14 protein-coding genes are annotated in these 15,944 nt (G+C 66.8%); 4 read left to right on the top strand and 10 right to left on the bottom strand.

Features of this window, described 5'->3' with window-relative positions; translation table 11 throughout:
* Positions 1–380: 380 nt before the first annotated feature.
* The 3 genes from rpsI to H5395_RS08540 form a co-directional block, all read right to left on the bottom strand.
* Positions 381–902 (bottom strand): 30S ribosomal protein S9, encoded by a 522-nt coding sequence (gene rpsI, locus H5395_RS08550; RefSeq protein WP_182792144.1) that lies wholly within the window; start codon positions 900–902, stop codon positions 381–383.
* 2 nt (positions 903–904) lie between these two features.
* Positions 905–1,369 (bottom strand): 50S ribosomal protein L13, encoded by a 465-nt coding sequence (rplM, locus tag H5395_RS08545; RefSeq protein ID WP_182792143.1) that lies wholly within the window; start codon positions 1,367–1,369, stop codon positions 905–907.
* A 134-nt stretch (positions 1,370–1,503) separates the two neighbouring features.
* The gene (locus tag H5395_RS08540; RefSeq protein WP_182792161.1) at positions 1,504–1,917 is read right to left on the bottom strand and encodes a PaaI family thioesterase; all 414 of its coding nucleotides are present in this window, start codon (positions 1,915–1,917) and stop codon (positions 1,504–1,506) included.
* A 60-nt stretch (positions 1,918–1,977) separates the two neighbouring features.
* Between H5395_RS08540 and H5395_RS08535 the strand changes: the two genes are divergently transcribed.
* Positions 1,978–2,814 (top strand): enoyl-CoA hydratase, encoded by an 837-nt coding sequence (locus H5395_RS08535; protein ID WP_182792142.1) that lies wholly within the window; start codon positions 1,978–1,980, stop codon positions 2,812–2,814.
* Here the strand turns inward: H5395_RS08535 and H5395_RS08530 are convergent.
* The 5 genes from H5395_RS08530 to purQ form a co-directional block, all read right to left on the bottom strand.
* Positions 2,769–3,506 (bottom strand): cytochrome c biogenesis CcdA family protein, encoded by a 738-nt coding sequence (locus H5395_RS08530; protein ID WP_182792141.1) that lies wholly within the window; start codon positions 3,504–3,506, stop codon positions 2,769–2,771. The two genes, H5395_RS08535 and H5395_RS08530, sit on opposite strands and share 46 nt — an antisense overlap.
* A 77-nt stretch (positions 3,507–3,583) precedes the next feature.
* On the bottom strand, positions 3,584–6,601 hold the full coding sequence (locus H5395_RS08525; RefSeq protein WP_182792140.1) for a ribonuclease E/G: 3,018 nt from the start codon (positions 6,599–6,601) through the stop codon (positions 3,584–3,586).
* 507 nt (positions 6,602–7,108) lie between these two features.
* On the bottom strand, positions 7,109–8,437 hold the full coding sequence (locus H5395_RS08520) for a sigma-54 dependent transcriptional regulator (RefSeq protein WP_182792139.1): 1,329 nt from the start codon (positions 8,435–8,437) through the stop codon (positions 7,109–7,111).
* A gap of 14 nt (positions 8,438–8,451) precedes the next feature.
* Positions 8,452–10,257, bottom strand: coding sequence for an ATP-binding protein (locus tag H5395_RS08515; protein WP_182792138.1), 1,806 nt, complete (start codon positions 10,255–10,257; stop codon positions 8,452–8,454).
* 59 nt (positions 10,258–10,316) lie between these two features.
* Positions 10,317–10,985: a phosphoribosylformylglycinamidine synthase subunit PurQ gene (gene purQ, locus H5395_RS08510; protein WP_182792137.1), complete on the bottom strand. Its 669-nt coding sequence runs from the start codon at positions 10,983–10,985 to the stop codon at positions 10,317–10,319.
* Positions 10,986–11,117: 132 nt separating this feature from the next.
* Between purQ and H5395_RS08505 the strand changes: the two genes are divergently transcribed.
* Positions 11,118–11,906 (top strand): MBL fold metallo-hydrolase, encoded by a 789-nt coding sequence (locus H5395_RS08505; protein ID WP_182792136.1) that lies wholly within the window; start codon positions 11,118–11,120, stop codon positions 11,904–11,906.
* A gap of 19 nt (positions 11,907–11,925) precedes the next feature.
* Positions 11,926–12,474, top strand: coding sequence for a hypothetical protein (locus H5395_RS08500; protein WP_182792135.1), 549 nt, complete (start codon positions 11,926–11,928; stop codon positions 12,472–12,474).
* Positions 12,475–12,537: 63 nt separating this feature from the next.
* Here H5395_RS08500 and H5395_RS08495 read toward each other — a convergent pair whose 3' ends face one another.
* Entirely contained in the window at positions 12,538–13,752 is a 1,215-nt protein-coding gene (locus H5395_RS08495) for an NADP-dependent isocitrate dehydrogenase (RefSeq protein WP_182792134.1), read from the bottom strand.
* 239 nt (positions 13,753–13,991) lie between these two features.
* Between H5395_RS08495 and H5395_RS08490 the strand changes: the two genes are divergently transcribed.
* Complete coding sequence (locus tag H5395_RS08490) at positions 13,992–15,128, top strand: Hint domain-containing protein (protein WP_182792133.1); 1,137 nt, start codon at positions 13,992–13,994, stop codon at positions 15,126–15,128.
* 42 nt (positions 15,129–15,170) lie between these two features.
* Here the strand turns inward: H5395_RS08490 and H5395_RS08485 are convergent, their stop codons facing one another.
* On the bottom strand, positions 15,171–15,830 hold the full coding sequence (locus H5395_RS08485; RefSeq protein WP_182792132.1) for an alpha/beta hydrolase: 660 nt from the start codon (positions 15,828–15,830) through the stop codon (positions 15,171–15,173).
* Positions 15,831–15,944: the final 114 nt, after the last annotated feature.

Raw genomic sequence — 15,944 nt, 5'->3', positions numbered from 1 at the left:
CTTTCTCGACCATCTTCCGCAGAGCCTTCCAGAGCCCCCCAGGTCAACCTCCCGGCTTCCCCGTCCCTCACAGCGTCCCCGCCGTTCGGTGAAGCGGTATCTAGGAGGAGACGAGGAAGAGAGCAAGAAGAAAAATCGACCTTGGCTGCAACTTTGTTGCAACCTATTGTCTTACAACAATTTCTGCTGTTATGCCTTCAGCCTCGAAACGGCTGTTTCAGGACCCGGATAGCTTCCCGAGCCGGATCTTACATGGAATCGCAACGCTTCGGTGACGGAATCGGGTGCCGTGCGAGTCGCGACTCGCAGAAATCGGCCTGCCGAAACGAAAAAAGGCGCGGCAGATGCCGCGCCCTTCGAGCTTGTGCGATTCGAAGCGATCAGCGCTTCGAGAACTGGAACGACCGGCGCGCCTTGGCCCTGCCGTATTTCTTACGCTCGACCACGCGCGGATCGCGGGTCAGGAAGCCCGCGGCCTTCAGCGCGCCGCGCAGGCTGGGCTCATGCAACTGCAGCGCCTTCGAGATGCCGTGCTTCACCGCACCGGCCTGGCCCGAGAGCCCCCCGCCCGCAACAGTTGCATAGACGTCATACTGGTTGGCGACGCCTGCGATGTCGAAGGGCTGGCGCAGGATCATCTGCAGCACGGGACGGGCGAAATATTCCGCCATGTCCTTGCCGTTCACCGTGACCTTGCCCGAACCCGGCTTGACCCAGACGCGGGCCACCGCGTCCTTGCGCTTGCCGGTGGCATAGGCACGGCCCTGCGCGTCGCGCTGCGGTTCACGGACGACTGCGTCCTGCAGGCTGCGCGCTTCTTCCGAGGTCGAGCCCTGGACGGCGCCGGCGCTGGCCGTGACCGCATCCCTCAACTGGTCCAGCGATTTGATGTCTTCGGCCATGTTCAGGCGCTCCGGGTGTTCTTGGGGTTCATCGCTTTGACGTCCAGCACTTCGGGCTGCTGGGCCTCGTGCGGGTGCTGGTCGCCGGCATAGACGCGCAGGTTGGTCATCTGCTGCTTGCCCAGCTTGTTGCGGCTGATCATGCGCTCGACGGCCTTGATGACGACGCGCTCGGGATGGGCGCCTTCCAGCACCTGGCGGGCGGTGCGGTGCTTGATCCCGCCCGGATAGCCGGTGTGCCAGTAGTATTTCTTGTCGTCACGCTTGTCGCCGGTCATCTGCACCTTGTCGGCGTTGATGATGATCACGTTGTCGCCCATGTCCATGTGCGGCGTGAAGGTCGGCTTGTGCTTGCCGCGCAGGCGGCTGGCGACGATCGTGGCGAGGCGGCCCAGAACGACGCCCTCGGCGTCGATCAGGATCCACTTCTTCTCGATCTCCGCCGGTTTCGCGGTATAGGTCTTCATCGGTCGTCCCTTTCGGGGGTGTGAATTCGGATAGGGGTCTATGCACCAAAGCAGCCCCGAAGGTCAACGACGGCACACATATAAAAATCCATATTAAACAATGGATTGTAGTATAGGTAATAAGATACCTTATCCTACTCGCCTGTTTTCGGCGGAATCGAATAGGTCAGCGATGCTCGCGCTACCGGCTCCTCCATGCCCTGGCTGCGGACCAGCACGTCCCCGACTGCAAGGACCCGCCCCAGCTTCAGCAGCCGGCACTCGGCCAGCAAGTCGCGCCCGGCCGCGGGCCTGCGCATGAAGTCGATGCTGGCCCCGGTCGTCACCGTCAGGGCCACCGGACCGATCCGCGACAGAACCGCGGCATACATGGCCAGGTCTGCCAACTCGAACATCGTCGGGCCCGAGACCGTCCCGCCCGGACGCAGATGCCGGTGCTCGACCGCCAGCCGCATCCCCACGCCTTCGCCGTCCACCCTTGTGACGCTGTAGCCGCTGACCTGCGGGAACTCGCGGGCGATGAACGCCTGAATCTCGTGCGGTTGCATCATGCTTTCCAGACCCTCCTTGCGGGCCTAGAGTTTGGCGTGACGAAGCAGAGGGTGACAATGGCGAACGCAGGTGAACTGATCCGGCGCGAGGATCACGGCCCGGTGGCCCGGCTGGTGATGACCAGCGGCGCCAACTACAACGCGCTGTCGATCGAGATGATCGCCGCGCTGACCGAGGCCTTCTCCGGGATCGCTGACCAGCCCGTGCGCGCGGTGATCCTCGCCGCCGAGGGCAAGGCATTCTCGGCCGGCCACGACCTCAGGCAGATGCAGGCGGCGCGGGAAGGCGATGACGGCGGCCGCGCGGCCTACGAATCCCTGTTCGCCGAATGCGCCACGCTCATGCAAGCCATCGGCGCCCTGCCCCAGCCGGTCATCGCCGAGGTGCAGGGCATCGCCACCGCCGCTGGCTGCCAGCTTGTCGCCAGTTGCGACATGGCGGTGGCCGCCGAGGGCGTCCGTTTCGGCGTCAACGGCATCAATATCGGGTTGTTCTGCGCGACCCCGATGGTGGCCCTGACTCGCGCCATCCACCCCCGCGCGGCCTTCGAAATGCTGGTGACGGGCGAGTTCATCGACGCCCAGCGTGCCCGCGAGCTGGGGCTGGTGAACCGCGTCGTCCCGCCCGAAAAGCTGGCCGAGGAAACCATGGCGCTGGCGCAGCTTGTCGCGACAAAGCTGCCGGCGGCCGTGCGGTTGGGCAAGCGCGCCTTCCGCGAGCAACTGGGCCAGAGCCTCGCCGACGCCTACCGGCAGACCGGCGCGGTCATGTGCGAGAACCTGATGCTGCCCGACACGGACGAGGGCCTGACCGCCTTTCTGGAAAAGCGCCCGCCGTCCTGGGCCGTTCAGCCAATGACGCCCAGCGCCGGAAAGGTTTCCAGCAGCCAGTAGCTGATGACGCCCAGCCAGCCGGTCAGAAGCAGCACGCCCACCCCGATCAGCAGCACGCCCGAGATCCGCTCGATCACCCCCATGTGCCGCTTCAGCCGGTTCATCAGCCCGATGGACCGCTCGATGAAGATCGCCGACAGCAGGAACGGGATGCCGAGGCCCAGCGCATAGATTCCCAGCAGGGTCGTGCCGCGAGCGGGCTCGGTCGCGGCCAGCGTCAGGATCATGGACAATTGCGGCCCGATGCAGGGCGTCCAGCCAAAGGCGAAGGCGAGGCCCAGCAGATAGGCCCCCATTGCCGTGCCACCCTTGTCGCCCGCCTCGATCCGCGCCTCGCGGTCGAGCATCGGGATGCGGAAGACATGCAGGAAATGCAGCCCCAGCAGAATCACGAAGATGCCCGAGATCGTCACCAGCACCGGCTGGTATTGCAGGAAGGCCCGGCCAAAGGCCGAGGCCGCATAGCCCATCAGCAGGAAGACGGTGGACAGCCCCATGACGAAGAACAGGGCCGGCAGCACCGCGCTGCGCTGGCGTTCCTTCAGGGCCGAGACCTTCACCCCGGTCATGTAAGCCAGATAGGGCGGCACGATCGGCAGGACGCAGGGCGACAGGAAGGACAGGATTCCCGCCAGCATGGCGACAAGGGCCGCCGGCAGGATGGCGGCGTCGGCAAGTTCGATCCCAAACATGGGCGGCACCATGAAGAAAAGAACGAGGCCGGGGAAGCCCCGGCCTCGCGTCAGAACGTCACGGCTGCGTCAGCGAATCAGTTCGACCACCAGCCGCGCCGCTTGGGCCGCGCAGGCTGCGGCTCGGCCTCGGCTGCAGGCTCGTCGATGGTCGCAGCCTCAGCCCGAGGCTCAAGCTGAGCAACCCCTGCCTCGCTCGCGCCCTCAGCCGCTTCGGCGCCTGAAGCCTCCGTTCCGGCCGGCTCCGCTTCGGGCCTGTATTCTTCTGCATTATCGACAGCAGACGCCGGGCTATCGGTGTCCTTACCGGCGGCAGCCTCATCGGCGGGGCTGTCATCAGCCTCGGTTGCCGGACCTGCCACATCGGCCATCGCAGCCTCGCCTGCGCGCTCGTCCGGGATCGCTTCAGCCGTGGCCTCCCCTTGCTGAGCACCGGCATCTTCCAACACCGGATCTGCCTCAGCCACGGCCTGATCAGAGGCAGCAACCGGGGCAGCTTCTTCCCCCGCATCCTGCGGCTGAACGCTTCCGGCCTGCGGCTCGGCAGCTTCACGGGCAGGCTCTTCACCGGATGCCCGCGAGGCTTCCATCATCGCACCTTCGGGCGCGTGTGCCGAACCGTCGGCCTCCTGCGCATCCTCCTCTGCATCATCACCCAACCCGTCCGCATTCGCCGGGATGCCGCCGGTTTCCACCGGCTCGCCCGCGCCCGCCGGAACGTCGCGGCTTTCGTCGATGATGCCCCCGGTGCTTTCCCCTGAAGCCTCGCCCCGATCCTCGACGCGACGGCGGGACCGTGACCGCGAGCGGCGCGAGCGGCTGGAACCGGCAGGTTTGCTGTCCCCGCCCGCCTCATCCTCCACATCCCCGCTTTCGTCCTCGGCGGTTTCGGCATCTGCCTCACCGTCATCGTCCGGATGCTGCTCGTCGTTCGCCTCGTCCCCGTTGCGGCCACCGCGGCGGCGGCGGCGGCGGCGGCGGCGCGAGCCGTTGCCGTTCTCATCCTCGACGACCTCATGCGCCGCGGATTCATCCGCCTCGGTCTCGATCTCGGCCTCGATTTCCTCCTCGGCCGCATCCTCGCTTTCGTCGATCTGCGCCATCAGGCGGGCATCGACCGACAGCGCAGCCGAACTCGGCTCGGGCACCGCGCGGGTCGCCGTCTTGAACTTCTCAAGCGTGTAGTCGGGCGAGATCAGCGAAGGATCGGCCTCGACCCGCACCGACAGTCCATACCGCGCTTCCATCGTGGCGATATGCTCCCGCTTCTGGTTCATCAGGTAGTTGGCGACCGCAACCGGCGCACGCACCAGCACCTCGCGGGACCGCTTGCGGGTTCCCTCTTCCTCGATCGCGCGCAGGATCGTCAGCGCCATCGAATCGTCCGACCGGATCAGCCCGGTGCCGTGGCAATGCGGACATTGCTGGGTCGTCGATTCCAGCATCCCCGGCCGCAGCCGCTGGCGGCTCATCTCCATCAGGCCGAAGCCCGAGATGCGGCCGACCTGGATGCGGGCGCGGTCGTTCTTCAGCGCATCCTTGAAGCGTTTTTCCACGGCGGCGTTGTTCTTGCGCTCGTCCATGTCGATGAAGTCGATGACGATCAGCCCGGCAAGGTCGCGCAGGCGCAACTGCCGCGCGATCTCGTCCGCCGCCTCGCAGTTCGTCTTGAACGCGGTATCCTCGATCGAGCCTTCCTTGGTCGCCCGCCCCGAGTTCACGTCGATGGCGACCAGCGCCTCGGTGATGCCGATGACGATATAGCCGCCGGATTTCAGTTGCACTGTCGGGTTGAACATCCCCGACAGGTAGCTTTCCACCCCGTGCCGCGTGAACAGCGGCATGGGATCGGTGTAATGCTTCACGGCGCGGACCTGCGAGGGCATGATCATCGCCATGAAGTCGCGGGCGGTGCGATAGCCGCGCTCGCCCTCGACCAGCACCTCGTCGATGTCCTTGCTGTAAAGGTCGCGGATCGTCCGCTTGATGAGGTCGCCTTCCTCGTAGATCGGCGCGGGCGCGACCGACTTGAAGGTCAGCTCACGGATCTGCTCCCACAAACGCATGAGGTATTCGTAGTCGCGCTTGATCTCGGTCTGCGTCCGCTGGCTGCCCGCCGTGCGGATGATCAGCCCCGCGCCCTGCGGGACCTCAAGCTGCGCGGCGATGTCCTTCAGCTTCTTGCGGTCGGCGACATTGGTGATCTTGCGGGAAATCCCGCCGCCGCGCGCGGTGTTGGGCATCAGCACGCAATAGCGGCCGGCGAGGCTCAGGTAGGTGGTCAGCGCCGCGCCCTTGTTGCCGCGTTCCTCCTTGACGACCTGCACCAGCATGATCTGCCGGACCTTGATGACTTCCTGGATCTTGTAGCGGCGCGCGCGGGGCTTGCGGGCGGGGCGGATCTCCTCGGCCACGTCCTCCTCGGCGACGGATTCGATCTCGTCGTCCGAGCCGCTGTCCTCGGCATGGTCGTCGTCCGAATCACCGGCTTCGGCCTGCGCCCCGGCCCGTTCGGGGGCGTCAGCGGGGGCGGGTTCGGGCGCGTCGGCGTCACCGCCCTGCCCTTCGACCGAAGGATCGACCGCATCGCCGCCAGCCGCCGAGAAGCCGGATTCGACGGCGGCATCCTCGGCCGACGGCTGTTCAGTCGAGGCGTCAATGACCTCCATCCCCGGCACGGCGTCGGATTTCGTCACCGCGTCGTCCTGCGAGGCGCGCTCGGCCCGTTCCTCGCGGCCACCACGGCTGCGCGAGCGGGTGTTCCGGGGACGGCGCTCCTGCGCGCTGTCCTCCTCCTCGGCCTCGGCGGCGGCGCGGTCTTCCTCGATCAGCGCGCGGCGGTCGGCTGCGGGGATCTGGTAGTAATCCGGGTGGATTTCCGCGAATGCGAGGAATCCGTGGCGGTTCCCCCCGTAATCCACGAAGGCCGCCTGCAGCGACGGCTCGACCCGCGTGACCTTGGCCAGGTAGATGTTGCCGGCCAACTGGCGCTTGTTCAGGGTCTCGAAATCAAAGTCGTCGACCCTGGCTCCATCCGCCACGACGACCCGGGTTTCCTCGGGATGCGTAGCGTCGATCAGCATTTTCTTTGCCATGAAGTGTTCTTTCGCGCAGCCCTGCCCGCCCGCGCAACGGCGGTGAGGGACAAGGGGTGCGGTGTGATGCGGACGCGGGACGAGCGCCGGGCGGGATTGCGGGACCGGTGGCGGCAGGGCCCGCGGGCCTTGCGCCCCGCCGGTTCCATCCATCGTCGTCCACCGCGCGATCCATCGCGTCTCTTTTTTCCTGTGCCTTCGGACCATGTTGCAGGAACGAAGGCGGCGAATGTTCAGGCGGTCGGCTTGTCCGGGGACGGGCGAGACCGCCGGCTTTTCCCACGCGACCGCTTGCCGGAAGCTCCGGCAGGGCGGCCACGTTGCGAAACCGGGTGCGGGACGGACGCGGCCGACAAGAGGCCGTGCCCCCGCATGGGGGCAACATAGGGCGTGACGCCGGCAAATGACAATGCGAAAGCGTCACCGCCGATTTCAGCCCTTGGTTGCAGGAATCCGGCCGCACATCCGATGCACAGTCAATGCACAGGTGATGCACGTCCGATACGACTAGAGATAGTCGCCGCGGCTCAGCCCGTATTTCGCCATCTTCTCGTTCAGCGTCCGGCGCGGCAGGCAAAGCTCGTCCATCACCGCGCTGATCGAACCCTTGTGGCGGCGCATGGTGTTGTCGATCAGCATCTTCTCGAAGCTTTCGACATATTCCTTGAGCGGCTTTCCTTCCGTCGTCGTCGCGTCGGTCTGCGCCTCTTCGCCGTCGCCCATCAGCAGCGAGGTGATGGACCCCGTGCCGCGCCGGTTCTGCAGGACCGCGCGCTCGGCCACGTTGATGAGCTGGCGGATGTTGCCGGGCCAGGGGGCCTGCAGAAGCTGGGCAGCCTCCTGCGCGGTCACCTGGGGCGGCTCGCATCCGTATTCGTCGGCGAACTGTTCCGTCATGCGGGTGAACAGCGACAGGATGTCCTCGCCCCGCTGGCGCAGGGCGGGCACGGTGATCTTCAGCGCCGACAGGCGGTAGAACAGGTCGGGGCGCAGGCTGTCCTCGGCCCGGCGGCCCTCGGCGCGGGCGTTGGAAATGGCGATGATGCGCGTCTCGGCCGGCGCGCCCTGGTCGGCGATGAAGGCCAGCAGCCGGGCCTGCAGCGGATCGGACAGCGCCTCGATATCCTCAAGGCAGAGGGTGCCGCCGCGGGCCTCCTCGACCGCGGGCAGGCCCTCCTCGACGGGGCCGAAAAGCCGGGTCGCCAGCGCCTCGTCGTTATAGGCGGCGCAACTGATGGGGACGAACTTCTTGGACGCGCGGGGGCCGACCGCATGCAGCGCATGGGCCACCAGCGTCTTGCCGGTCCCGGTCTCGCCGTCGATCAGGACGTGGCCGTCGGCCTGCCCCAGATCGAGGATATCCTCGCGCAGCCGGTCCATCGCGGGCGAGGCGCCGACCAACTTGGACATGACCTGCTGGCCTTCGGAAAGATCCCGGCGCAGGGCGCGGTTGTCCAGCGTGATCCGGCGGGCCTGCGTGGCCTTCTTGGCCAGTTCCGTCATCCGGTCGGGGTTGAAGGGCTTTTCCATGAAGTCCATCGCGCCCAGCCGCATCGCCTCGACCGCCATCGGCACGTCGCCGTGGCCGGTGATCATGATGACCGGCAGGCCCGAATCCTGCCCCATCAGCCGCTTGAGAAAGGCCATGCCGTCCATCCCCGGCATCCTGATGTCCGAGATCACCACGCCGGGCCAGTCAGGGCCGATGGCCTTCAGCGCCTCTTCGGCGCTGGCATAGCTTTCGGTGCGGAAGCCCGACAGCGTCAGCCATTGGCTGATCGATTCGCGCATGTCGGGTTCGTCGTCCACGATCGCGACCGTCATCGTCTGCGCCATGTCATTTCCTTTCGTCATTCCGCAGCCAGCGGCCTTGCGCCATGCCGGGCGGGTTCAAACAATGGCAGCTCGACATCGAAGACCGCGCCCCCGCTGTCGCGGTTATGCGCCGTCAGCCGGCCGCCGAAATCGGCAACAATCCCCGACGAGATGGCGAGGCCCAGCCCCGTGCCCTCGCCGGGGCTTTTCGTAGTCCAGAAAGGCTCGAACAACTGTTCCAGGTCCTCGACCCCCGGCCCGTTGTCCCGGACCGACAGATGGGCATGCGAGAGCTTGTCCACCACCAGTTCGATCGAGGGGTCGCGGATCTGCTTGGTCGCATCCATCGCGTTGCGGATCAGGTTGATGATGACCTGTTCCAGCCGGATGCGGTCGCAGAAGACCATCACCGGCTCGCGCGGCAGGCTGCGCTGCAGCCGGACCCGGCGGTTGCGCAACTGCGGTTCCATCATCGTCAGCGCGCCCGACAGGGCCACGCGCAGGTCCACGGGTTCAAAGGCCTCGCCGCCCTTGCGGGCATAGGATTTCAACTGCCGGGTGATCGTGCCCATCCGGTCCAGCAGGTCGTCGATGCGCTGGAACGAAGTCAGCGCCTCGTCCCCCCGGCCCCGTTCCAAGAGCAGGCGCGAGCCGGCGAGATAGGTCTTCATCGCGGCAAGGGGCTGGTTCAGCTCGTGGCTGACGCCTGCCGACATCTCGCCCAGCGCGGCCAGTTTCGACGCCTGCTGGACGGTCTGCTCGGCCACGCGCAATTCGCGCTGCATCCGTTCGCGTTCGGCGATCTCGCGCGTGAGCCGGTTGTTCAGCGCCCGCAGGTCGGCCGATTCGCGGCGATAGCGGGCGGACTGGACGCTGGCGCGGCGGGACAGGATGTAGAAGCCCGCCGCCATCAGGATGGCAAAACCCATGATTTCCAGCGCAAGAAAGGTGTTCACCCTTTCGCGCACCGAATCGAAGGTCGTGAACAGCGTCATCCGCCAGCCGCGAAAGGGGATGCGGGTTTCCGTTTCCATCACCGCCTTGCCGCCCACATAGGCATCTACGGGGCGGTTCGACCAGTCGGCGGTGACCTGGAAGGCGCGCTCGATGGCGGTGGGGGCGGACCTGACGGCCAGCGCGTCCTGCAGGCCATGGCCCCGCCAGCGGGGTTCGGTGGACAGGATGATCTGGCCGGAACTGTCGGTGACGACCACCGCGTCCGAGATCCCCGCCCATGACCGTTCCAGCCGGGAAAGGTCGGCCCCGACCACAATCACGCCCACCGCCCGCCCGTCCCGCATCACCGCGCGGGAGTAGGTGAAATCGAAGCCGCCGGCGGGTCCCGGCGAGACGGTGAAGACGGTGTCGTTGGTCCGCAGCGCCTCGACATAGAAGGGGGCCGAGACGTAGTTGCTGCCCAGAAGCTTGCGGTCGGTGGCCCCCACGGTGCGGCCCGAGTTGTCCAGCAGCCGGATCGAGGCCGCGCCGATTTCCTTCTGCGCGGCGATCAGCCGGGCCGAGACGGTGGCGTAGTCCTTGCTGCTGAGCGCCCCGATCAGCGCCGGATCGCGGGCCAGCAGCAGCGGCACCACCGAGGTCCGCTGCAGTTCGGACAGAAGGTTGCCGGTGTAAAGCGCCGAGCGCAGTTCCGCCCGGACGCGGGTATTTTCCGAGAACCGATCGGTCAGCCAGACGTTGGTCCACCAGATCGCGCCCATCGCCGCCAGCAGCAGCAGGACGACGCTGATCCGGTTCACAAGGCGGCTGCGTGCGGCCGCGCGCGCGCGCAGCGCGGCGGGATGTCCGGGGTCGTCCTCGATCTCTTGGCCGCGGTCTGCCATGCCGGCCAATCTATGGGTTGGCGGGCTTCCGCTCAAGCGTCCGCTGCGGGGCGCGGGGGTTACGCGGCGACGGTCGAATCGATCAGCCCGTGGAACAGCCGCGCGCCGTCCGAGCCGCCATGCGCCGCTTCCGCGGCGCGTTCGGGATGCGGCATCATTCCAAGAACACGGCGGTTTTCCGACAAGACGCCCGCGATGTCGGCGACCGAGCCGTTGACCGGGGCGCGATAGGTCAGGGCGATGCGGCCCTCGGCCTTGAGCCGGGTCAGCCCTTCGGCGTCGATCTGGTAGTTGCCGTCATGGTGGGCGATGGGCAGGCTGATCTCCTCGGCGTCCGAGAAGGCGGACAGGAAGGGGTTGTCGCGGGCCGTGACGCGCAGGGGGGCGTCCTTGCAAAGAAAGGTCAGCCCCGCGTTCCGCATCAGCGCCCCGGGCAGCAGGCCGAGTTCCGTGAGCACCTGGAAGCCGTTGCAGACCCCCAGCACATAGCCGCCCCGTTCGGCATGGGTGCGAATCGCGGCGGCGACTGGCGAGCGGGCGGCGATGGCCCCGCAGCGCAGGTAGTCGCCGAAGGAAAAGCCGCCGGGCACCGCCACGAGGTCGGTCCCTTCGGGCAGCGCGTCGTCCTTGTGCCAGACGCGGGAAACCCCGGCGCCCGCGGACTTCAGCGCAACGAGGAGGTCGCGGTCGCAGTTGGAACCGGGGAATGTGATGACGGCGGCTCTCATCGGCAAAGGCTCCGGGGCTGGGGACGAGGTGGAGATAGCCCCTCGGGGCCTCCGGGAAAAGGGCTGAGGGGCCGGGAACCGCAGGCGCCCGGCCGGAATTGACCGTGGACCCCCGTTCCGTGGAGAGACACCATGCGCCTGAACCGACGCCAGACCCTCGCCGCCGCGCTCGCCGCAGGGACCGCCGCCAGCCTGCCCGCGATGCTGCGGGCGCAGGCCGCCGTTCCTGCCGCCAGCAGCGCCGGGGCGCCGGAGTTCCTGACGCCCTTCGAGCACGCCAGCCTGATGCTGACCCTGGGCGGCCAGCGCATCCTTGTCGATCCGGTGGGGGACGCCGGGCAATATGCCGCGGCGGGCACGCCCACGGCGGTGCTGGTCACGCATGAGCATGGCGACCATTTCGACCCCGACACACTGGCTGCCATCGTCACCGAGGGCGTGGCGCTGGTCGTCAACCCCGCCGTGGCCGAAAAGCTGCCCGAGGACCTGCGCGCCCGCGCCACAGTCATGGCCAACGGCGACAGCGGCGAGGTCGCGGGCATCCCGATCGAGGCCGTGCCCGCTTATAACATCACGCCCGAGCGGATGCAGTATCACCCGCAGGGCCGCGACAACGGCTATGTCCTGACCTCGCCCGACCACGGCCGCATCTATATCGCCGGCGACACCGAGGCCACGCCCGAGTTCCGCGCGCAGGCCGACATCGCGGTCGCCTTCGTACCGATGAACCTGCCCTACACGATGGAGGTGGATCAGGCGGTGGAAGGCGTGGCGGAAATGGCCCCGCGCATGGTCATCCCCTATCACCACAAGGGCAGCGACCCGGCCGAGTTCGCCGAAAAGCTGCAGGCGACGGGGGCCGGGACCGAGGTCGTGATCGTGGACTGGTATCCCGCCTCGGACAATCCCACGGGCGAGTGACGCGGGACAAGGAGAACCCATGACCAGAGTCCTGCTCGCGGCGGCCATGGCTGCCGCGCTTGGCACCCCTGCTGCCGCCCAGACCGACGGCCCGCCCAATGTCGTGCAGGGCCATCCCACCAACGCCTTCCTTCCGGGCTTTCCCGAAGAGATCGACGGCCTGACCCGCGCCTCGATCCAGAGCAAGCCACAGGAAGGGCGGATCGCCGCGACCTATCATCACCCGGACGACAGCCGGAACGTGCAGGTGCTGCTGTATCGGCTGTATGAGGGCGGCATCGCGGGCAACGTGGAACGGGCTGCGGCCTACATGGCGGACGGGGACATCCCGATGACGCGCGCCACGGTCCGAAGCCCTGCCGGCACCGGAATGGAGTGCATGGGAACCCAGGTGAAGGATGTGACCTACGCGCTCTGCGTGGCCGAGGTGCGGGGCCGGGCGCTGAACGTGCAGGTCGGCGAGGTCACGGGCCAGGAGGTCACGGAACTCGACCCTGCCGTGGTCGGGGGCGCCCATGCGCTGGCCGGAGAGATCGTGGATTCCATTGCCGCCGCGCCCGAAGGCTGATCCCGGCGCATGGAAAAAGGGCCGGGCATCGCTGCCCGGCCCTTTCCGTTGATGGGCGCAGGCTCAGCCCGCCAGCGCCTTGTTCAGGTATTCGTCCACCTTTTCCAGGTAGCCCATGGTGGACAGCCACTTCTGGTCCGGCCCGACCAGCAGGGCGAGGTCCTTGGTCATGTGACCGTCCTCGACCGCCTGCACGGTCACGCGCTCCAGCGTTTCGGCGAAGCGCTGAAGTTCCTCGTTGCCGTCCAGCTTGGCGCGGTGCTTCAGCCCGCCGGTCCAGGCGAAGATCGAGGCGATGGAGTTGGTCGAGGTCTCCTTGCCCTTCTGATGCTCACGGTAGTGGCGGGTGACGGTGCCGTGCGCCGCCTCGGCCTCGACGGTCTGCCCGTCAGGCGTCATCAGCACCGAGGTCATCAGCCCGAGGCTGCCGAAGCCCTGCGCCACGGTGTCCGACTGCACGTCGCCGTCATAGTTCTTGCAGGCCCAGACATAGCCGCCCGACCATTTCAGGTTGGACGCCACCATGTCGTCGATCAGGCGGTGTTCGTAAGTGATGCCGGCGGCCTTGAACTTGTCGGCGAACTCGGCCTCATAGACCTCCTGGAACAGGTCCTTGAAGCGGCCGTCATAGGCTTTCAGGATGGTGTTCTTGGTGGACAAGTAGACCGGATAGCCGCGGTTCAGCCCGTAGTTCATGGATGCGCGGGCAAAGTCGCGGATCGAGTCGTCCAGGTTGTACATGGCCATCGCGACGCCCGAGGAGGGGGCCTGGAAGACCTCGTGCTCGATGGTTTCGCCATCCTCGCCGACGAACTTGATCGTCAGCCTGCCCTTGCCGGGGAACAGGAAGTCGGTGGCCTTGTACTGGTCGCCGAAGGCGTGGCGGCCGACAATGACCGGCTGGGTCCAGTGCGGCACCAGACGGGGCACGTTCTTGCAGATGATCGGCTCGCGGAAGATCACGCCGCCCAGGATGTTGCGGATGGTGCCGTTGGGCGACTTCCACATCTTCTTGAGGCCGAATTCCTCGACCCGCTGTTCGTCGGGCGTGATGGTCGCGCATTTCACGCCGACGCCGTATTGCTTGATCGCATTGGCGGCGTCGATGGTGATCTGGTCCTCGGTCCGGTCACGTTCCTCGATCCCGAGGTCGTAATATTTCAGGTCGATGTCCAGGTAGGGCAGGATCAGCTTCTGCTTGATGAAGTCCCAGATGATCCGGGTCATCTCGTCGCCGTCGAGTTCGACGACCGGGTTGGCGACCTTGATCTTCGACATGGGGGTCCCCCTTTGGCGTTGGTGTCGCAGGCTCATAGCGCCAATCCCCGCGGATGGGAAGACGGTATGCGATGGTATGCCGCAGGCCATCAGTCCCGCAGCCTGCCGCTACGTCAATCGGCCTGACCTGTCTAAATAGCTAATAATTCTCGTAAAACTGTCTGGAAGCACAGGTTCGCCGAAATTGAAAGGGAATGTAGCACGACATCCATTACCAGTTTTCAGGTCAGGATGTTTTCATGGCGACGGTCAATTTGCTCTGGTTCGGCAACAAGCCGCAATTCAACACCACCCCCAATTCGACGGCGACGCAGAAGGAAGCCGACAAGCTGGTCGGCCACGAGGCTTTCGGCCCTTCCGAGATCAAGGCGGTCGCGGTCAGCGGCAAGGAATACAACGTCGGCACCTGGTGGAAGCCGGACTGGGGCTTTGCGACCACCTACGGCAGCCAGGCGGCCTCGGCGATGACCTATGCCTCGCCCGAGGACGGAACCAGGGTCTCAAGCCGGATCACGGGCTTCTTCGAGGTCGACTATGAACTGACCCTGCCCGATGAGACCACGGTCCGGCAGTCCGGCGTGCTGATCCAGATGGCCAATGGCGACATGTTCTTCCGCCCTTCGGTCAACACGCTGAAGGACTGGGACGGAATCGACGGGCTGCGCGGGGTCACGATCCTCAAGGCAAAGCCGCTTCCGGCCAGCACCTATCCCTCGTCGCGGACCTCCTTCACCGCCGAGATCTTCGATCTTCCCATCGTTCCCTGCTTCACCGTGGGCACCATGATCCGCACCGGCGACACCGAACGTCCCGTCGAAAGCATCGCCGTCGGCGATCTTGTCAGCACCCGCGACAACGGCCTGCAGCCCGTCCGCTGGGCCGGGCGGCGGATGCTGTCCGAAGCCGAGCTTGCCGCCCGGCCGCAGCTGCGCCCCATCCGCATCGGGGCGGGGGCGCTGGGCGGGGGCCTGCCCCTGCAGGATCTTGTCGTCTCGCCGCAGCACCGGGTCCTGGTGCGCTCGTCCATCGCGATGCGGATGTTCGGCGCGCCCGAGGTGCTGGTCGCGGCCAAGCAGCTTCTGTCGCTGCCGGGCATCGAGGCGGAGGCCGGCGCGGGCGGCGTCACCTACCTGCACCTGATGTTCGACCGTCACGAGGTGCTGGTCTCGAACGGTGCCGAGACGGAATCGCTTTACCCCGGCCCGATGGCGATCGCCGCGCTGGGCGCGGAGGCGGCCGCGGAAATCCACGCGATCTTCCCCGGACTGCGCGAGGATGAGGGCAGCTTTCCTCCCGCCCGCCAACTGGTGCCCGGCCGGCTGGCCCGCAAGCTGGCCGAGCGCCACGGCAAGAACCGCGTCGCGCTGGCCGGCTGATCCGGCGCAGGCCCCCCGCACGGTGCGGGGGGCCTGCGTCCTTCAGCGGGTGGTTTCCGTCAGCCTGCGGCGGACATAGGCCTGCACGGTGTCGATCATCGGCTTCATGTGGGCCTCGTCGTCGCGGAAGAAGTGGTCGGCGCCCTCGATTTCCTCGTGGGTGACGGTGATGCCCTTCTGCTCGCGCAGCTTGCCCACAAGGGCGTTGGTGTCCTTGGGGGGCGCCACCCGGTCGGCGGTGCCGTTGATGATGAGGCCCGAGGACGGGCAGGGCGCGAGGAAGCTGAAGTCATACATGTTCGCGGGCGGCGAGACGCTGACGAAGCCCGTGATCTCGGGGCGGCGCATCAGAAGCTGCATCCCGATCCAGGCACCGAAGCTGAAGCCCGCGACCCAGCAGTGCTTGGAATTGGGGTTCATCGCCTGCAGGTGGTCCAGCGCGGATGCCGCGTCCGACAACTCTCCGATGCCCTGGTCGAACTCGCCCTGGCTGCGGCCGACGCCCCGGAAATTGAAGCGCAGCACGGTGAAGCCCATCCGGTGAAAGGCGTAATGCAGGTTGTAGACCACCCGGTTGTTCATCGTGCCCCCGTATTGCGGATGCGGGTGCAGCACGATCGCCAGCGGCGCGTCGGGCTTGGGCTGCGGGTGGTAGCGGCCTTCCAGGCGGCCTTCGGGTCCGGGGAAGATAAGCTCGGGCATGACACTCCTGTTCGGCTGCGCCCTGCGGCGGTGTGGCCCGGGCGGGTTCCTTGACGCAGCGGATGGCAGACCTTAGACGGAAATCTGGGACGCGCGACCGGATTTCGCAAGAAA

Origin of the sequence: Paracoccus sp. MC1854 (genome assembly GCF_014164635.1) — a bacterium.
Lineage (GTDB): Bacteria > Pseudomonadota > Alphaproteobacteria > Rhodobacterales > Rhodobacteraceae > Paracoccus.
Note: the sequence above shows the minus strand (reverse complement) of the source record. Positions and strands in the feature narration are given on the sequence as shown.